The organism is Micromonospora lupini, assembly GCF_026342015.1.
GTDB lineage: Bacteria > Actinomycetota > Actinomycetes > Mycobacteriales > Micromonosporaceae > Micromonospora > Micromonospora lupini_B.
In genome coordinates this window covers 1,702,051-1,719,364 of the sequence record NZ_JAPENL010000001.1, presented here as the reverse complement: position 1 = coordinate 1,719,364, position 17,314 = coordinate 1,702,051, and the positions used below count along the sequence as shown (strand labels likewise).

Sequence of the window (17,314 nt, the reverse complement as noted above, 5' to 3'; positions counted from 1 at the left end):
CCCTGGTCAGTCGGGTCACGATCGGGAACACCTGCGGCTCAGCTCGTCTCGAGCTCGTCGTCCAGGGCACGGAACAGCTCATCGTCGGTCACCGCCTCGAGGTCGTCGGCGGGGTCGGTCCCCGCGACCTCGCCACGGGCGTCGCTCCACGCGTTCATCAGGCTGCGCAGCCGTCGCGCGACCTCTTCGGCCAGCGCGTCGTCGCGGGCGGCAACGCCCAGTTGGGCGGCCAGCCGGTCGATCTCGCTGAGCACCGACGGCGCGGCAGGTGCGGCGTCTCGCAGCATCGCTTCGCGCAGCGACTCGGCCAGAGCGTTCGGGGTCGGATGGTCGAAGACCAGCGTGGCCGGCAACGTGACGCCGGTCCCCGTCGTCAGCCGGTTGCGGAACTCGACAGCGGTCAACGAGTCGAAGCCGAGGTCCTTGAAGGACCGGTCCGCGTCGATACCGTCGGCCGAGTGGTTCAGCACGGCCGCGACGTTCTGCCGGATCAGCGCCAGCAAAAGGCTGAGCTGCTCCTGCTCCGACCGGCCGGCCAACTGCAGCGCCTCGGTGCCCGCTCCGGCCGGGCCCGTCGTGGCGGAGCGCCTGACGGCCGGGCGGATCAGGCCACGCAGCAGCGGCGGCACCATGTCCGCCGACGCGGTGCTGGCTCGGATGGCACGCAGGTCGAGCCGTACCGGGACGAGGCTGGCCGCGGCGGTGTCCTGTACGGCGTCGAAGAGGGCCATCCCGTCCTCGTCGCTGATCGGCAGGATGCCACCGCGGGACATCCGCTGCAGGTCGTTGTCGTTGAGATGCTGGGTCATCCCGGTGACCTGCTCCCAGTACCCCCACGCCAGCGAGATGGCCGGCAGTCCTTCGGCGCGACGACGGTGCGCCAGTGCGTCGAGGAAGCTGTTGGCTGCGGAATAGTTGCCCTGCCCCGGCGAGCCGAGCGTGCCGGACGCCGACGAGAACAGCACGAACCGGGCCAGGTCCAGATCGCGGGTCAACTCGTGCAGATGCCAGGCGGCGTCGGCCTTCGGTCGCATGGCCAGGTCGATGTGCTCGGCGGTGAGCGCCTCGATCGTGCCGTCGCCGATGACGCCGGCGGCGTGGATGACTGTGGTGAGCGGGTGCTTGGTCGGGATCGCGGCGAGCGTGGCGGCGAGGGCTTCGCGGTCACCGGCGTCGCACGCGGCGATGGTGACCTCGGCGCCCAGGTCGGCGAGCTCCTGCCGCAGTTCGGTGGCGCCGGGCGCGGCCGGGCCGCGCCTGCTGGTCAGCAGCAGGCGACGGGTGCCGGCGGCCACCAGGTGACGGGCCAGCATCGCCCCGAGGACGCCGGTGCCGCCGGTGATCAGTGTGGTGCCCTCCGGCTCCGGCGTGACCGGGAGGGTCAGCACCATCTTGCCGACGTGCCGGGCCTGGCTGAGGAACCGCAGCGCGTCAGGCGCCTGCCGGATGTCCCAGCCGGTCAGCGGCAGCGGGCTCAGGTGGCCCTTGGCGAAGTGCCGGGCCAGGTCGGTGAGGATCTCCCGGATGCGTTCCGGGCCGGGGTCGGCAAGGTCGAAGGCGGCGTACGTACGACCCGGGTGGGCGGCCTCGACCTCGGCGGCGTCGCGGATGTCGGTCTTGCCCATCTCGATCAGCCGTCCGCCGTTGTCGAGCAACCGCAACGAGGCGTCCACGTAGTCCTTGGCGAGGGAGTTGAGCACCACGTCGACGCCGTGGCCCCCGGTGGCGTCCCGGAAGGTGGCCTCGAAGTCCAGGTTGCGGGATGAGGCGATGCGCTCGTCGGGTATCCCGAGGGCGCGCAGGGTGTCCCACTTGCCCTCGCTGGCGGTGGCGTACACGTCGAGGTCCCAGAGCTTGGCCAGTTGTAGCGCGGCCATGCCGACCCCTCCGGTGGCGGCGTGCACCAGCACCGACTCCCGGGGTTGCACCTGCGCCAGGTCGGCCAACCCGTGGTAGGCGGTGATGAACACGACAGGCACCGTTGCTGCCTGCGCGAACGTCCAGCCGGGCGGGATGCCGATCAGGAAGCGGTGGTCGGTCACGGTCAGCGGCCCGACGCCACCTGTGAACAGGCCCATGACACGGTCGCCGGGCGTGAAGTCGGTGACGTCGGGGGCCACCTCCACGACGACCCCGGCCCCCTCGTCGGACAGCCGCCGAGTGTCGTCGACGACGCCGAGGACGATGAGGACGTCGCGGAAGTTGAGGCCGGCAGCCCGCACCGAGACGCGTACCTGACCGGGCTGAAGTGGTGCCGCCGCCTCGTCGTTCGGCAGCAGGGCGACCTGGTCGAGGGTTCCGGTGCCGGTGGTGCCGAGCAGCCATGCCGGGGCCGACTCGGGTACGGGCAGCCCGTGGTGGTCGCCGGAGCGGGCGACCCGCGCCGCTGTGGCGGTGCCGTCGCGGAGCACCATCTGCGGTTCCGCCGTGGCCAGCGCGGCCGGCAGCGCCGCCAGCGAGGAGGGTCGCCCGTCCAGGTCCAGCAGGACCAGTCGGTACGGATTCTCCACCTGGGCGGTGCGGACGAGTCCCCACACGGGCGCGTTCGTCAGGTCCCGTACGTGATCGCCCGGCACGGCCGCGACCGCGGCCCGGGTCACCAGCACCAGTCGGGCTCCGCCCACCCGCTCGTCGGCCAGCCACTGCTGGATCAGCGCGAGGGCGTCGGCGACCGCGCCCCGGGCCTGGGCGGGCACCGGGCCGATCGCCGGGGACGGGGCCGGGCACGGCGCGAGTACGACGTCCGGGACCGCGCCGCCCGCGTCGAGGGTGGCCTGCAACGCGGCCAGATCGGCGTGCCGGGTGACCGGGAAACCGAGGCCGTCGGCCACGCCGTCCGGGTCGGGCCCGAGCACCGCCCAGGCGCCCTCGGCCGGTTCCGGTGTGTCCGCGGCCAGCGGCACGTCCTGCCAGTCCAGCCGGTACAGGGAGTCGCCGGCCGGGGTGAGCTGGCCGGCCGACGTCGCGCGGACCACAAGACTGTCGACTGTGAACACCGGCCGGCCCTCGGCGTCGGCGGCGGACACCCGGATGCGGTCGGCACCCTCCGGTGTCAGCCGCACCCGCAGCGTCCGCGCGCCGCCCTGGTGCAGCCGGACGCCGCTCCACACGAACGGCAGCCGGATGCCGCCGCTCTCGTCGCCGTCCAGCGCCAGGGCGTGCAGCGTGGCATCGAGCAGGCAGGGGTGCACCGTGAACCGGGTCAGCTCGGCCTCCCGCTCGGCGGGCAGCTCGATCTCGGCGACCATGCTGTCGCCCAGACGCCAGGCGGCGGTCAGCCCCTGGAACGCCGGACCGTAGTCGTAGCCGCGCTCGGCGAGCCGCTCGTAGTGGTCGGCGACGTCCACCGCCACCGCTCCGGGCGGGGGCCACTCGGCGGCCGTCTCGTACGCGTCGGTCGTCGTCGCCTGCGCGTTCAGCGTCCCGGACGCCAGCAGTGTCCAGCCGTCCTGCTCGGACGTCTCGGGAGCGGCGTGGATGGCGACCGTACGGCGCCCCGCGTCGGCGGCCTGCACGGCGACCTGCACCCGGACGCCGCCCTCATCGGGCAGCGACAACGGGTTCGCCAGCGTGAGTTCCTCCAGGTACGGCGTACCGGTGCGCTGCCCCGCGGTGAGGGCCATGTCGACGAGGGCGGCGCCGGGGAGGATGACGGTGCCCAGGACGGCGTGGTCGGCGAGCCAGGGATGCGTCCCCAGCGAGATCCGGCCGGTCAGCAGGAGCTGGTCGCCCTCTGCCACAGCGACCACGGCGCCCAGCAGGCCGTGCTCGGCCGCTTCCTGTCCGACGTCGCTCGGGTCGCCTGTCGTCGACGGCACGTCGAGCCAGAAGCGGCGCCGGTCGAAGGTGTAGGTGGGGGTGGTGGTGGTGTGGGTGGTGTTGGTGGGCCAGGTGGGGGTGTGGGTGGTGTGGGTGTGGATGGTGGCGAGGTTGGTGAGGAATTGGGTGGGGTCGTGGTGGTTTTTGCGGAGGGTGCCGGTGATGGTGGTTTTGGGGTGTTGGGGGTGGTGTTCGGTGGTGGTGGTGATGGCGGGGGTGAGGACGGGGTGGGGGCTGGTTTCGATGTAGGTGGTGTGGCCGGTGGTGAGCAGGGTGGTGATGGTGGGGTGGAGGTGGACGGGGTTGCGGAGGTTGTCGTACCAGTATTGGGCGGTGAGGTGTGTGGTGTCGGTGGGTTCGCCGGTGGGGTGGGGGTTGGTGGTGGTGTGGAAGGGGATGGTGGCGGGGTGGGGGGTGATGGTGTTGAGGGTGGTGAGGAGGTGGGGTTTGAGGGGTTCGATGTGGTGGCTGTGGCTGGCGTAGGTGACGGGGATGAGTTTGGCGTTGATGTTGTGGGTGTGGCAGTGGTTGATGTAGTGGTGGATTTGTTCGGGGTTGCCGGCGATGACGGTGTGGGTGGGGCTGTTGTGGGCGGCGATGGTGAGGGTGGTGGTGGGGTTGTTGTAGGTGGTGAGGTGTTCGGTGATGGTGTGGGCGGGGAGGTTGATGGCGGCCATGGCGCCGGGTGGTAGGTGGGTGAGGGTTTGGGAGCGGCGGGTGATGAGGGTGGCGGCGTCGTCGAGGGTGAGGGCGCCGGCGATGTGGGCGGCGGCGATTTCGCCTTGGGAGTGGCCGATGACGGCGTCGGGGTGGATGCCGTGGTGTTGCCAGAGTTTGGCGAGGGAGATCATGACGGCCCAGAGGGCGGGTTGGATGATGTCGGGTCCGTCGAGTGGTGGTGCGTCGGGGTGTTGGGTGAGGACGTCGATGAGGTTCCAGCCGGTGTGGGGGGTGAGGGCGTCGGCGCAGTCGTGTAGGTGTTGGCGGAAGGTGGGGGAGGTGGGGAGCAGGGTGGTGGCCATGCGGTCCCATTGGCTGCCTTGGCCGGGGAAGACGAAGACGGTTTTGCCGGTGGTGGGTCCGGTGGGTGGGGTGGTGATGAGGGCGGGGTGGTCGGTGGTGGTGGTGAGGGTGTGCAGGGTGGTGGTGAGGTGGGGGTGTTCGTCGGTGGTGAGGATGGCGGCGCGGTAGGGGTGGTGGGTGCGGTGGTGGGCGAGGGTGGTGGCGATGGTGTCGGGGTGTTCGTGGTGGCCGGTGGTGGTGTTCCAGTGGTGCAGGGTGGTGGCTTGGCGGTGCAGGCCGTGGGTGTCGCGGGCGGATAGCAGCCAGGTGGTGGGCCACGGGCTGGTGTTCTCGTTGCCGGCCGTGTCGGTGGCAGCGGGGTCGGGGTCGGGGTTGGTGGTGGTGGTGGGGTCGGGGGCTTGTTCGAGGATGACGTGGGCGTTGGTGCCGGAGACGCCGAAGGCGGAGATGCCGGCGCGGCGGGGGCGTTGGTGTTGTGGCCAGTCGGTGGTGTGGGTGAGGAGGCGGATGGTGCCGGTGGACCAGTCGACGTGGGGGGTGGGTTCGTCGATGTGGAGGCTGGCGGGCAGGGTGGCGTGGCGTAGGGCGTAGATCATTTTGATGATGCCGGCGGCGCCGGCGGCGGCTTGGGTGTGACCGATGTTGGATTTGACCGAGCCGAGGTAGAGGGGTTGGTCGGTGGGTCGGTCCTGTCCGTAGGTCGCCAGGAGCGCTTCGGCTTCCATCGGGTCACCCAACGTCGTACCCGTCCCATGCGCCTCCACGACGTCGACCTCGTCCCCGGCCAGGCGCGCGTTCGCCAACGCCTGTCGCACCACGCGCTGCTGGGCCACACCGTTCGGCGCGGTCAGCCCGTTCGACGCGCCGTCCTGGTTGACCGCCGACCCACGCACCACGGCGAGGATCTTGTGGCCGTTGCGCTGCGCGTCGGACAACCGCTCCAACAGGAACAGACCCGCGCCCTCACCCCAGCCCACGCCGTCCGCGCCGGCCGCGAACGCCTTGCAGCGCCCGTCCGGCGCCAGCCCCTTCTGCCGGCTGAACTCCAGGAACGCCACAGGCGTCGCCATCACCGCGACGCCGCCGGCCAGAGCGAGCGAGCAGTCACCCTGCTTCAGGGCCTGACAGGCCAGGTGTACGGCGACAAGCGACGACGAACAGGCCGTGTCCACAGTGACCGCGGGGCCCTCCAGACCCAGCGTGTAGGACACCCGGCCGGACGCCACGCTGCCCGCGCTGCCGTCGAACGCCGCCAGGCCGGCGCTGCCCCGGTAGAGCAGCCGCGCGCCGTAGTCGTTGTACATGACACCGGCGAACACACCGGTACGACTGCCCTTCAGCGACGTCGGGTCGATGCCGGCGCGCTCGACCGCCTCCCACGCGGTCTCCAGGAGCAGCCGCTGTTGCGGGTCGGTGGAGAGCGCCTCGCGGGGGCTCATCCCGAAGAACTCCGGATCGAAGTAGTCGGCGTCGTCGAGGAAGCCGCCCTCGCGGGCGTAGGACTTGCCCACCAGGCCGGGCTCCGGGTCGTAGAGCTCCTCGACGTTCCAGCCGCGGTCGCGCGGGAACGGGCTCACCACGTCGCGCTCGTTGAGGACCAGGTCCCACAGGTCCTCCGGGCTACGGACACCGCCCGGATAGCGGCAGCCGATGCCGATGATGACGATCGGCTCCTGCGCCTCGGCCAGGATCTGGCGGTTCTGCTTCCGAAGCCGCTCGGTCTCCTTGACGGATGCGCGCAGAGCGTCGAGAAGTTCGTTGCCATTTGTCATCTCAAGCTCCCTGATTCTCGAGCGCGAACTGAATGAGGCTTGTCGCGTCCATCTCGTCGATCGATTCCGATCCGGTGTCGCCGGAGGTGGCGCTGTCATCGGCGTTTCCGGCCAGCCGAAGAAGCGCGTCCATCAGCCCGGCGTCGCGCAGCCGGGTGATCGGTATGGTCCGCAGCAGCTCGCGGACCGTTTCGTCCTCGCCGGTGCCCGCCGACTCCCCGAGCCCGGCGCCGAGCTCGTCGGCCAGGAAGGCGGCCAGCGCCTCCGGTGTCGGCCGGTCGAAGATCAGCGTGGCCGGCAGTCGCAGCCCGGTGACATTACGCAGGCTGTTGCGCAGTTCGACGGCCATCATGGAGTCGAAGCCGAGTTCCTTGAACGTGCGCTGACTCGGCACCGCGCCGCGATCGGCCTGGCCGAGCACGCTCATGATCTCGGTCGTCACCATCTCCCGCAGGTGCGCCTGGCGCTGCGCCGTGTCGAGCGGGGCCAACGCCGCCAGCAGCGCCTGCGGCCCCGCGACCCCCGCCGTCGACCGTCCCGCGCCGGAGGCCACCGGGACGAGGTCCACAAGCATCCGGGGAAGCCCGCCGTCGGTGGCCCGCTGGCGCAGCGTTCGCGGGTCCAGCGGTGCCGGCACCAGCGTCGGATGCGCACGGGAGGCGGCCACGCCCAGGTCGAACAGGGCGAGGGCCGTGCTGGTGCCCAACGGGACCAGACCCGACTGTCGCATCCGGGCCAGGTCCGCGTCCGTCAGGTCGCCCGCCATTCCGGACACGTCCGACCAGTGCCCCCAGGCCAGCGACGAAGCCGCCAGCCCCTGCGCCCTGCGGTGCTGGGCGAGGGCGTCGAGCACGGCGTTGGCCGCCGCGTAGTTGGCCTGCCCCGGACCGCCGAGTGTGCCGGCCACCGACGAGAAGAACACCATCGCGTCCAGTTCGACACCGAGTTCGGCGGTGAGCCGGTGCAGGTGCCAGGCGCTGTCGGCCTTGGCGCGCAGCACGTCGTCGAGGTGCTCCGGGGTCATCGTGGCCAGCAGGCCGTCGCGCAGGACGCCCGCGGTGTGCACCACCGCCCGCAGCGGCCGTTCCGGCGGGATCGCGGCCAGCACGGCCCGCACGTCGGCCTCGTCGGAACCGTCGCAGGCGACGATCTCGGCTCGCGCGCCGAGCGCGGCGAGCTCCGCCCGCAGCTCGGCCGCACCGGGCGCGCTGCCTCCGCGTCGGCTGGTCAACACCACATTCCTGATGCCGTACGCGGTCACCAGGTGCCGTGCCACCACCGAGCCGAGGGCACCCGTGCCACCGGTCACCAGCACCGTCCCGTCCGCCCGGATGACCGGCTCGTCCGCCGCGTCGACGGCCGGCGTGCAGCGGGTCAGTCGGGGTACGCGGGTCTGTGTCGGGCGTACCGCGATCTGGTGTTCGTCGCTGGTGACCGCCGCAGCGACAGCCTCGCGCAATGTCGCGGCCTCGACGTCGGCGGCGTCCACCAGCCAGAACCGGCCAGGATTCTCCGTCTGCGCGGAGCGGACCATGCCCCAGACGGCGGCGCCGGCGAGGTCGGTGACGTCCTCGCCCGGCTCCGCGGCGACCGCGCCCGAGGTGAGCACCACAAGTGGCGTCTCTTCGAGCAGGTCGACGTCGAGCCACCGTTGCAGCAGCGCCATCAGGTCCCGCGTGACGGTGTGCAGGCCGTCGGAGGACGGGACGACGGGTCCGGATACGGCCGTCACGACCACGGCGGGCACCGGTTCGCCGGAGTTCAGCGCGACCACCAGGGCAGCAAGACTCTCGTAGCGGGTGACGTCCGCCGAGATGCCGGCAACCGGCTCGGTACCGAGCACCGCCCACGGCCCGTCGGTAGGCGTTCCGCCCGTCGGCGCGGCCGGCCAGGCCAGCTCGAACAGCGAGTTGCGACCGACAGCCGAGTCCTCGCCGAGTCGGATGGGGCGTGTGGTCAGCGACCGGATGCTCAGACGCGGACGGCCGTCCGGATCGGTCAGTTCCAGCGAGTACGTGTCCGGTGCGGACTCGGCGCGTAGGTGGACGCGTAGCGACGTGGGGTGACCATCGGCCGGGTGCTCGGCAATGCCGGCCCAGGCGAACGGCGCGTGCGGCGGCTCCCCGGATTCGGCCTGGCGGATCACCTGGATGGCGTGCAGGGCCGCGTCAAGCAGGGCCGGATGGACCCCGAAGCCCGCGACGTCGGTCCCGTCCGGAAGGTTGATCTCCGCCAGCACCCCGTCCGCGGTGGACCACGCTCGGGTGAGGCCCTGGAACAGCGGCCCGTACCGGTATCCGAGGTCGGTCATCCCCTCGTACAGGGTGTCCACGGGATAGGTCTCGCCGGCCGGCGGCCAGGATCCCGGGTCGCCGGGCTCGACCGGCGCCGTCGCGAGGGTGCCGCTGGCGTGCAGGACCCATTCGTCGTCGCGCCGGGAGTGGATGGACAGCCCGACCCGGTCCGGGTTGTCGGGGTCCGGGGCCTCCACCGTCAGCTGAGCGTCCTGGGCCACGTCGAGCCGCAGTGGCGCGTGGATGGTCAGTTCCTCGACCGAGGCGTACCCGGCGGCACGGGCCGCGTGCAGCGCCATGTCGACGAGCGCGGTTCCCGGCAGCAGGGGCACCTCGTCGAGCGCGTGCTCCGTGAGCCAGCTCGTCGTGCCGGGGGCGAGTCGTCCGGTGAGGACGAGGCCGCCGTCGGGGCGGGTCAGCCCGGCTCCGAGGAGTGGGTGTCCGGTCGAGGTGAGCCCGCTGGCCGTCAGGTCGTGGGCGGGACCCTCCGTGAGCCAGTAGGTGTGGTGTTGGAAGGGGTAGGTGGGGAGGTTGGTGGTGGGTGGTGTGGTGGGGGGTGGGAGGTGGTGGGTGTGGGCGAGGGTGGTGAGGAGGGTGGTGGTTTCTTGTTGGTGTTTGCGGGTGGTGGGGTGGGCGGTGGTGGTGGGGAGGTTTTCGTGGGTGAGGTGGGTGAGGGTGGCGTCGGGTCCGAGTTCGAGGTAGGTGGTGACGCCGTGGTTGTGGAGGGTGTGGAGGCCGGTGGCGAATTGGACGGGTTGTTCGATGAGGGTGGCCCAGTAGTGGGGGTTGGTGAGTTGTTCGGTGGTGGCGATGGTTCCGGTGAGGTTGGAGATGATGGGTGTGGTGGTGGGGTGGTAGGTGACGGTGGCGGCGGTTTTGGCGAATTGTTGGGCGGCGTGGTGCATGAGGGGTGAGTGGAAGGCGTGGGAGACGTTGAGGGGGGTGACTTTGTAGCCTTCGTTTCGCCAGTGTTGGGCGAGGGTTTTGAGGGTGTGTGTGGGGCCGGCGATGACGGTGTTGGTGGGGGAGTTGTGGGCGGCGATGGTGGCGGTGGGGTGGTGGGTGAGGGTGTGGTGGAGGTTGTGGGGGTGGGTGTTGATGGCGAGCATGGTGCCGCCGGGTGGGAGGTGGTGCATGAGGGTGGCGCGGGTGGTGATGAGGTGGGCGGTGTCGGTGAGGGTCCAGAGTCCGGCGAGGTGGGCGGCGGTGAGTTCGCCGATGGAGTGGCCGAGGTAGTAGTCGGGGGTGAGGTTGAGGGTGGTGAGGAGGTGGTGTAGGGCGGTGTGGATGGCGAAGAGGGCGGGTTGGGTGTAGAGGGTTTGGTTGAGGTGGTGGGGGTTGGTGCCCCAGATGATGGTTTTGAGGGGTTGGGGGAGGTGGGGGTCGAGGGCGGCGCAGGTGGTGTCGAAGGCGTGGGCGAAGGCGGGGTAGGTGTGGTGGAGTTGGCGGCCCATGTTGAGGTGTTGGCTGCCTTGGCCGGTGAGGAGGTAGGCGGTTTTGCCGGTGGGGGGTGGGTTGGTGAGGTGGGTGGGTCCGGGTTGGTTGGTGGCGAGGGCGTGGAGTTGGTGGGTGTTGAAGATGAGGGCGGTGTGGGGGAAGCGGGTGCGGTGGTGGAGTGTGGCGGCGATGGCGGCGGGTGGGGTGTGGGGGTGGGTGTCGAGGTGGTGGGTGAGTTGTTGGGCGTAGGCGGTGAGGGCTTGTGGTGTTTTCGCGGAGATGAGCCACGGTGTGGTCCAGTCGGCCTGCTCGGTTTTTCCGCCTGGCTCCAGACTCGGGTTCTGATCTGATTCCGGACTTGCGTCCTTACCCGTTTCCGGGCGTGTTTCGGGTGCGGTTTCTTCGCTGGTTGTGGTGTTGGTTTCCGGGTTCGTGGTGGTGTCGTGGGTGGTGGTGGGGGTGGGTGGTTGTTCGATGATGATGTGGGCGTTGGTGCCGGAGATGCCGAAGGAGGAGATGGCGGCGCGGCGGGGGTGGTTGGTGGTGGGCCAGGGTGTGGTGGTGGTGAGCAGTTGGAGGGGGGTGGTGTGCCAGTCGATGTGGTGGGTGGGGGTGGTGGTGTGGAGGGTGGGGGGGAGGGTGGCGTGGTTGATGGCTTGGATCATTTTGATGGTGCCGGCGGCTCCGGCGGCGGCTTGGGTGTGGCCGATGTTGGATTTGATGGAGCCGAGGTAGAGGGGGTGGGTGCGGTGGGGGGTGTAGGTGTTGATGAGGGCTTGGGCTTCGATGGGGTCGCCGAGGGTGGTGCCGGTGCCGTGGGCTTCGATGGCGTCGATGTCGGTGGGGGTGAGGTGGGCGTTGGTGAGGGCGGCGTGGATGACGCGTTGTTGGGCGGGGCCGTTGGGGGCGGTGAGTCCGTTGGAGGCGCCGTCTTGGTTGATGGCGGAGCCGCGCAGGATGGCGTGGATGTGGTGGTTGTTGGTGTGGGCGTCGGTGAGGCGTTCGAGCAGGAGGAGTCCTGCGCCTTCGCTCCAGCCGGTGCCGTCGGCGGTGTCGGAGAAGGGTTTGCAGCGTCCGTTGGGGGCGAGGCCGCGTTGGCGGGAGAATTCGATGAAGACGTTGGGGGTGGCCATGATGGTGGCGCCGCCGGCGAGGGCGAGGTCGCATTCGCCGTTGCGCAGGGCGGTGGCGGCGTGGTGCATGGCGACCAACGACGATGAGCAGGCGGTGTCGATGGTGACGGCGGGGCCTTCGAGGCCCAACGTGTAGGCGATGCGGCCGGAGGCGATGCTGCCGGCGCTGCCGTTGCCGAGGAATCCTTCGTAGCCGGGGGGTGGGTTGTGCATGAGGCGGGCGCCGTAGTCGGCGTACATGATGCCGGTGTAGACGCCGGTGCGGGTGCCGCGCAGGGTGGTGGGGTCGATGCCGGCGTGTTCGATGGTTTCCCATGCGGTTTCGAGCAGGAGTCGTTGTTGGGGGTCGGTGGCGAGGGCTTCGCGGGGGCTCATGCCGAAGAAGTCGGCGTCGAAGTCGCCGGCGTCGTGCAGGAAGCCGCCTTCGCGGCAGTAGGTGGTGCCGGGGTGGTCGGGGTCGGGGTCGTAGAGGGCGTCGATGTCCCAGCCTCGTCCGGTGGGGAACCCGGACACGGCGTCGCGGCCCTGAACGACCAAGTCCCACAGGTCATCGGCTGAGCGCACACCCCCCGGATACCGACAACCCATCCCGACGATCACGATCGGATCGTCGTCGACCACTGTGGTTGCCCCGGTCGGCGTCGCAGGCGCCGGGCTCGTTCCGACGATCTGCTCGTCGAGAAAGACGGCGAGCGCAGCCGGAGTCGGATAGTCGAAGATCGCCGTCGCGGGCAGACGCAGGCCCGTCGCGGCTGTCAACCGATTGCGCAACTCGACAGCGCTGAGCGAGTCGAAGCCGAGGTCCCGGAACGCCTTGCCACGTTCGATCCGGTCTCCGCCGGAGTGCCCGAGCACTGTCGCGACGTGTTCCCGGACCAGGGTGCCGAGCGCCGTCAGACGGTCCTCGGGAGATCGCCGCGCCAGCTCCGCGACCAGGTTGCCGCCACCGGACCGGTCACCCGAGCGGCGCGTCGGCCTGCGGATCAGCTCGGCGAGGACCGACAGGAGAAGACCCGCCGATGCCTGCCGGCGTAGCGCCGCGGTGTCCAGCCGCGCGGTCACCACCGCCGGATCCGACCCGGCCAGCGCGCCGTCGAACAGGGACAGACCCTGCTCGACGGTGAGTGCGGACAGGCCCATCCGACCCATCCGGGCGACGTCGGCATCCTGCAGGTGACCCGTCATGCCACCGGCCTGTTCCCACGGCCCCCAGGCCAGCGCGACCGCGGGCCGTCCGTTGGCCCGGCGCCGGCGGGCCAGCGCGTCCAGGAAGGCGTTGGCCGCAGCGTAGTTGGCCTGCCCGGGTGAGCCCAGGGTGCCCGCGATCGACGAGAACAGCACGAACGCGCTCAGGTCGTACGCTTCGGTCAGCTCGTCAAGGTGACGGGCGCTCTCGGCCTTCGCGGTCAGGACCCGCTCCACCTGGTCGGCGGTGAGCGCGGGCAGGATCGCGTCGTCAAGCGTGCCGGCCGCGTGCACGATCGCGCCGAGCCCGGCGCCGAGCCGTTCCACCAGGGCCGCCACCTCGGCCCGGTCGGTCACGTCGCAGGCCACCACCTCGACCTCGGCGCCCAGCCGCTCCAGGTCGGTCTGCAACTCGGGGGCGCCGGGGGCGGAGAGGCCGCGGCGGCTCACCAGGACGAGTCTCCGGACGCCGTACGCCGTCACGAGGTGCCGTGCGGTGACCGCGCCCAGCGATCCGGTGCCACCGGTGACCAACACGGCACGCTCGGGGTCGAACGCGGCCGCTCGTCCCTGATCCTGGCGGGGCCCCGTGGAAACCAGTCGGGCAACCCGCATCCTGCGCTCGCGTACGGCGATCTGGTCTTCTCCCGCCGCGACGGCGGCGGCGACGATCGCCGGGACCGTGTCCACGGCGGTCGTGGTGTCCAGGTCGACGAGGACGATCCGGTCCGGGTTCTCGGTCTGGGCGGAGCGGGCGAGACCCCACACCGCCGCGGCGGCCAGGTCCTCGACTCCTTCGCCGGGGACCGCCTCGACGGCGTGGCGGGTCACCAGCGCGAGTCGGGCCTGCGCAGGCCGTTCCTGCGCGATCTCGTCGCGCAGCGCGGTGAGCGCACTCTGGACCGCCTCGATCAGGTGCGGCGTGCCGTCGACCACGAGTACTCGGGTGTCGTCCGGCCCGGTCCCGTCCGCTGGGAGATCCGCGAACGGCACCCAGTCCAGCCGTAGCGCGTTCTGCTCCGGCTGCTGCGAGCGGCGTAGCTGGTCGAGGTCGATCGGGCGGACGGCGAGTTCGGCGACGTCGAGGACCGGGTTGCCGAGCTGGTCGGTGGTCCGGACCCGGAACCGGTCGTCGCCGGACGTCGAGATCCGGACCCGCAGTTCCCGTGCGCCGGTCGCGGTCAGGCTGACGCCGGACCAGGTGAACGGGATCCGGGCCGCGGTCTGCGCCGTGGCGGCGGATGCGACGGCCAGGACGTGCAGGGTGGCGTCGAGGAGCGCCGGGTGCACCGCGAAACCGTCCGGCTCGGCCTCGTCGGGGAGGGTGACCTCGGCGATCAGGTCGTCGCCGTCGTGCCAGGCGGCCCGCAGCCCCTGGAACACCGGCCCGTACTCGTAACCCGATTCGGCGAGGTGCTCGTAGGCGTCGACCAGGTCGATCGGCTCCGCTCCCACCGGCGGCCACATCCCGGGCACCACCGGGGGCTCGGTCGACGCCCCGGCCGCAAGCGTTCCGGTGGCGTGCCGGGTCCACGCCGCCTCGTCGTCGGTACGCGAGGCGACGGTGACCGTCCGACGCCCGTCGCCGTCCGTCTCGCCGACCCGGACCTGGAGGTGGACGGCGTCCCGGCCGATGAAGGTCAGTGGCGCTTCCAGGGTGAGATCCGCCAGGTGCGGTGCGCCCGCCCGGGCCCCGGCGTGCAGCGCGAGTTCGACAAGCGCGGCGCCGGGAAGCAGGCACGTCCCGAGCACGGCGTGATCGGCGATCCAGGGCTGCGCGGCCGGTGACACCGAGCCGGTGAACAGCAGGCCGTCGCCGTCGGAGAGGTCCACCTGAGCGGCGAGCAGCGGGTGGTCCGACTCGCCCAGCCCGATGTGGATCGGGCTGGTGATCCGCGCGATCTCGTCGAGCCAGAACCGGCTGCGCTGGAACGGGTACGTCGGCAGGTCGGGCCCCGGGCCGGGTGGGGCGGGCGGCAGCAGGGGCGACCAGTCGATCGTGCTGCCGGCGCTGTGCAGGGTGGCGACCGCGGCGGGCAGCGTACGTGCCTCGGACCTACCGGAGCGCAGCACCGGCGCCGCCACGACGTCCGGCCCGTCGTCACCGGCCAGGATGCCGCGGAGCATCGCGGTCAACGTGCCGTCCGGGCCCAGCTCCAGGTAGCGCGTCACGCCCCGGTTGGCGAGCCAGGTCACGCCGTCGGCGAAGCGGACCGCCTCGCGGACGTGACGGACCCAGTATCCGGCGTTCTCCATCTCCCCGTCGGCGGCCACCGTGCCGGTCAGGTTGGAGACCACCGGCAGGGTGGGGCGATGGTAGGTGACGCTCTCGGCGACCTGGCGGAACTCCGCGAGCATCGGGTCCATGCGTACCGAATGGAAGGCGTGACTGACGGTCAGCCGGCGGGTTCGCCGTCCCGCGGCGGCCAGCTCGGCCGCGACCTGGACGACCTCGTCCTCGTCGCCGGCGATGACTGTCGCGAGCGGACCGTTGACCGCGGCGATCCCGACGCGTCCGCCGGCCGCCGCCAGGAGCGGCAGCACATCCGCCTCGGCGGCCTCGACGGCGATCATCGCGCCGCCGCTCGGGAGTGCCTGCATGAGACGCCCCCGGGCGGTGACCAGACGACAGGCGTCGGGCAGCGACAACACGCCTGCGACGTGCGCCGCCGCCAACTCGCCGACGGAGTGCCCGATCAGCTGGTCGGGCCGGATACCGCACGCGGTGACCAGGCGGTAGAGGGCCACCTCGAGGGCGAACAGCGCCGGCTGGGTCCACCCGGTGTCGTCGAGCCGGCCGGCCCCGGGAGAGCCCGGTTCGGCGAACATGACGTCGCGCAGGCCGGGGTCGAGGTGGGCGAGCACGTCGTCGAGGGCGGCCGCGAAGACGGGGTACCTGTCGTACAGCTCCCGGCCCGCGCCCGCCCGCTGGCTGCCCTGCCCGGTGAACAGGAACGCCGTGGCGCCCTCGGTCACCCGTCCGGTGACCGTGCCGGGAGCGCCGCGGCCGGCAGCCACGGCGTCGAGCATCCCGACCAGCTCGTCGACGTCCTCGGCGACAGCCACACCACGGTGGGTGAACGGCGTGCGCGCGGCGGCCACCTGATGGGCGATCCGGGCCGGCGCGATCGGGGTCGACCGCAGCGCCGCGGCCAGCCGACCGGCCTGGTCGCGCATCGCGGCTTCGGTGTGTCCGGAGAACGGCACCGGCACCGGGCCGGTGGGCTCGGCCTCCGGCATCGGCTCGGCGGGCGTCTCCTCGGCCTGTTCGAGGATGAGGTGGGCGTTCGTGCCGCTGATGCCGAAGGAGGACACCGCCGCCCGGCGCGCGCGCCCGACGTCCGGCCAGTCGACGGCCTCGGCGAGCGGCGCCACCGCGCCCTGCGACCAGTCCACCTGGTCGGAGGGCTGATCCAGGTGGAGGCTGCGGGGCAGCCGCCCGGCATGGATGGCCATCACCATCTTGATCACCCCGGCGACGCCGGCGGCGGCCTGCGCGTGGCCGATGTTCGACTTGATCGATCCGATCCACAGTGGCCGGTCGGCCGGCCGTTGCTTGCCGTACGTCGCGATCAGCGCCTGCGCCTCGATCGGATCACCCAGCCGGGTGCCCGTGCCGTGCGCCTCCACCGCGTCCACCTGGTCAGGCGTGAGCCGCGCGGCGGCCAGCGCCCGGCGGATCACCCGCTGCTGCGACGGCCCGTTCGGCGCGGTGAGCTGGCTGCTGCGGCCGTCCTGATTGACAGCGCTGCCGCGAACCACGGCGAGTACCCGGTGACCGTTGCGCCGCGCGTCGGACAGGCGCTCCAGCAGCAGGAGACCGGCGCCCTCGCCCCAGCCGGTGCCGTCCGCCCCGGCCGCGAACGGCTTGCACCGCCCGTCCGGCGCGAGCCCGCGCTGGCGGCTGAACTCGACGAACACCATCGGCGTGGCCATCACGGTGACCCCGCCGGCCAGCGCCAGGTCACACTCGCCCTGGCGCAGGGCGTGACACGCCTGGTGAATGGCGACGAGCGACGACGAACACGCGGTGTCGACTGTCACGGCCGGGCCTTCGAGGCCGAGGACGTACGCGATCCGCCCGGAGGCGACACTGCCGGCGCTTCCGGTGCCCAGGTAGCCCTCGAAGCCGTCCGGGATCGTGTGCAGGCGGGAGCGGTAGTCGTCGTACATCACGCCGACGAAGACCCCCGTCTGACTGCCCCGCTGGGTGGCCGGGTCGATGCCGGCCCGCTCGAACGCCTCCCACGCGGTCTCCAGCAGCAGGCGCTGCTGCGGGTCGGTCGCCAGGGCCTCCCGCGGACTCATGCCGAAGAACTCCGCGTCGAACCGGTCGGCGTCGTAGACGAAGCCGCCCTCGCGGGCGTAGATGTGCCCGGCGCGGTCCGGATCGGGGTCGTAGAGCCGCTCGGTGTCCCAGCCCCGTTCGGCGGGGAACGGGCCGATGGCGTCGCGCCCGTCGGCGACCAGCTCCCAGAGGTCCTCGGGGGTGCCGACGTTGCCGGGGAAGCGGCAGCTCATCGACACGATCGCGATCGGTTCGGCGCGCTGTGCGGTCAGTTCGCGCACCCGCTGCCGGGCCTGCTGCAGGTCGGTGGTGACCCGCTTGAGGTAGTCGCGCAGCTTTTCCTCGTTGGCGCTGGACATCCCG

2 protein-coding genes are annotated in these 17,314 nt (G+C 71.6%); both read right to left on the bottom strand.

All coding sequences use genetic code 11. The features are described from left to right. Positions 1 to 38 precede the first annotated feature (38 nt). The gene (locus OOJ91_RS07670) at positions 39 to 6,629 is read right to left on the bottom strand and encodes an SDR family NAD(P)-dependent oxidoreductase (protein ID WP_439117053.1); all 6,591 of its coding nucleotides are present in this window, start codon (positions 6,627 to 6,629) and stop codon (positions 39 to 41) included. Further along, a complete protein-coding gene (locus OOJ91_RS07660) occupies positions 6,616 to 17,310 on the bottom strand; it encodes a type I polyketide synthase (protein ID WP_266243886.1) in 10,695 nt (3,564 codons plus the stop codon). The genes OOJ91_RS07670 and OOJ91_RS07660 overlap by 14 nt, the downstream gene beginning before the upstream one ends. Positions 17,311 to 17,314 lie beyond the last annotated feature (4 nt).

What these genes read in the sequence shown, in the direction of transcription:
- OOJ91_RS07660 (WP_266243886.1), bottom strand. Translation starts at nt 17,310, where the DNA reads ATGTCCAGCGCCAACGAGGAAAAGCTGCGCGACTACCTCAAGCGGGTC.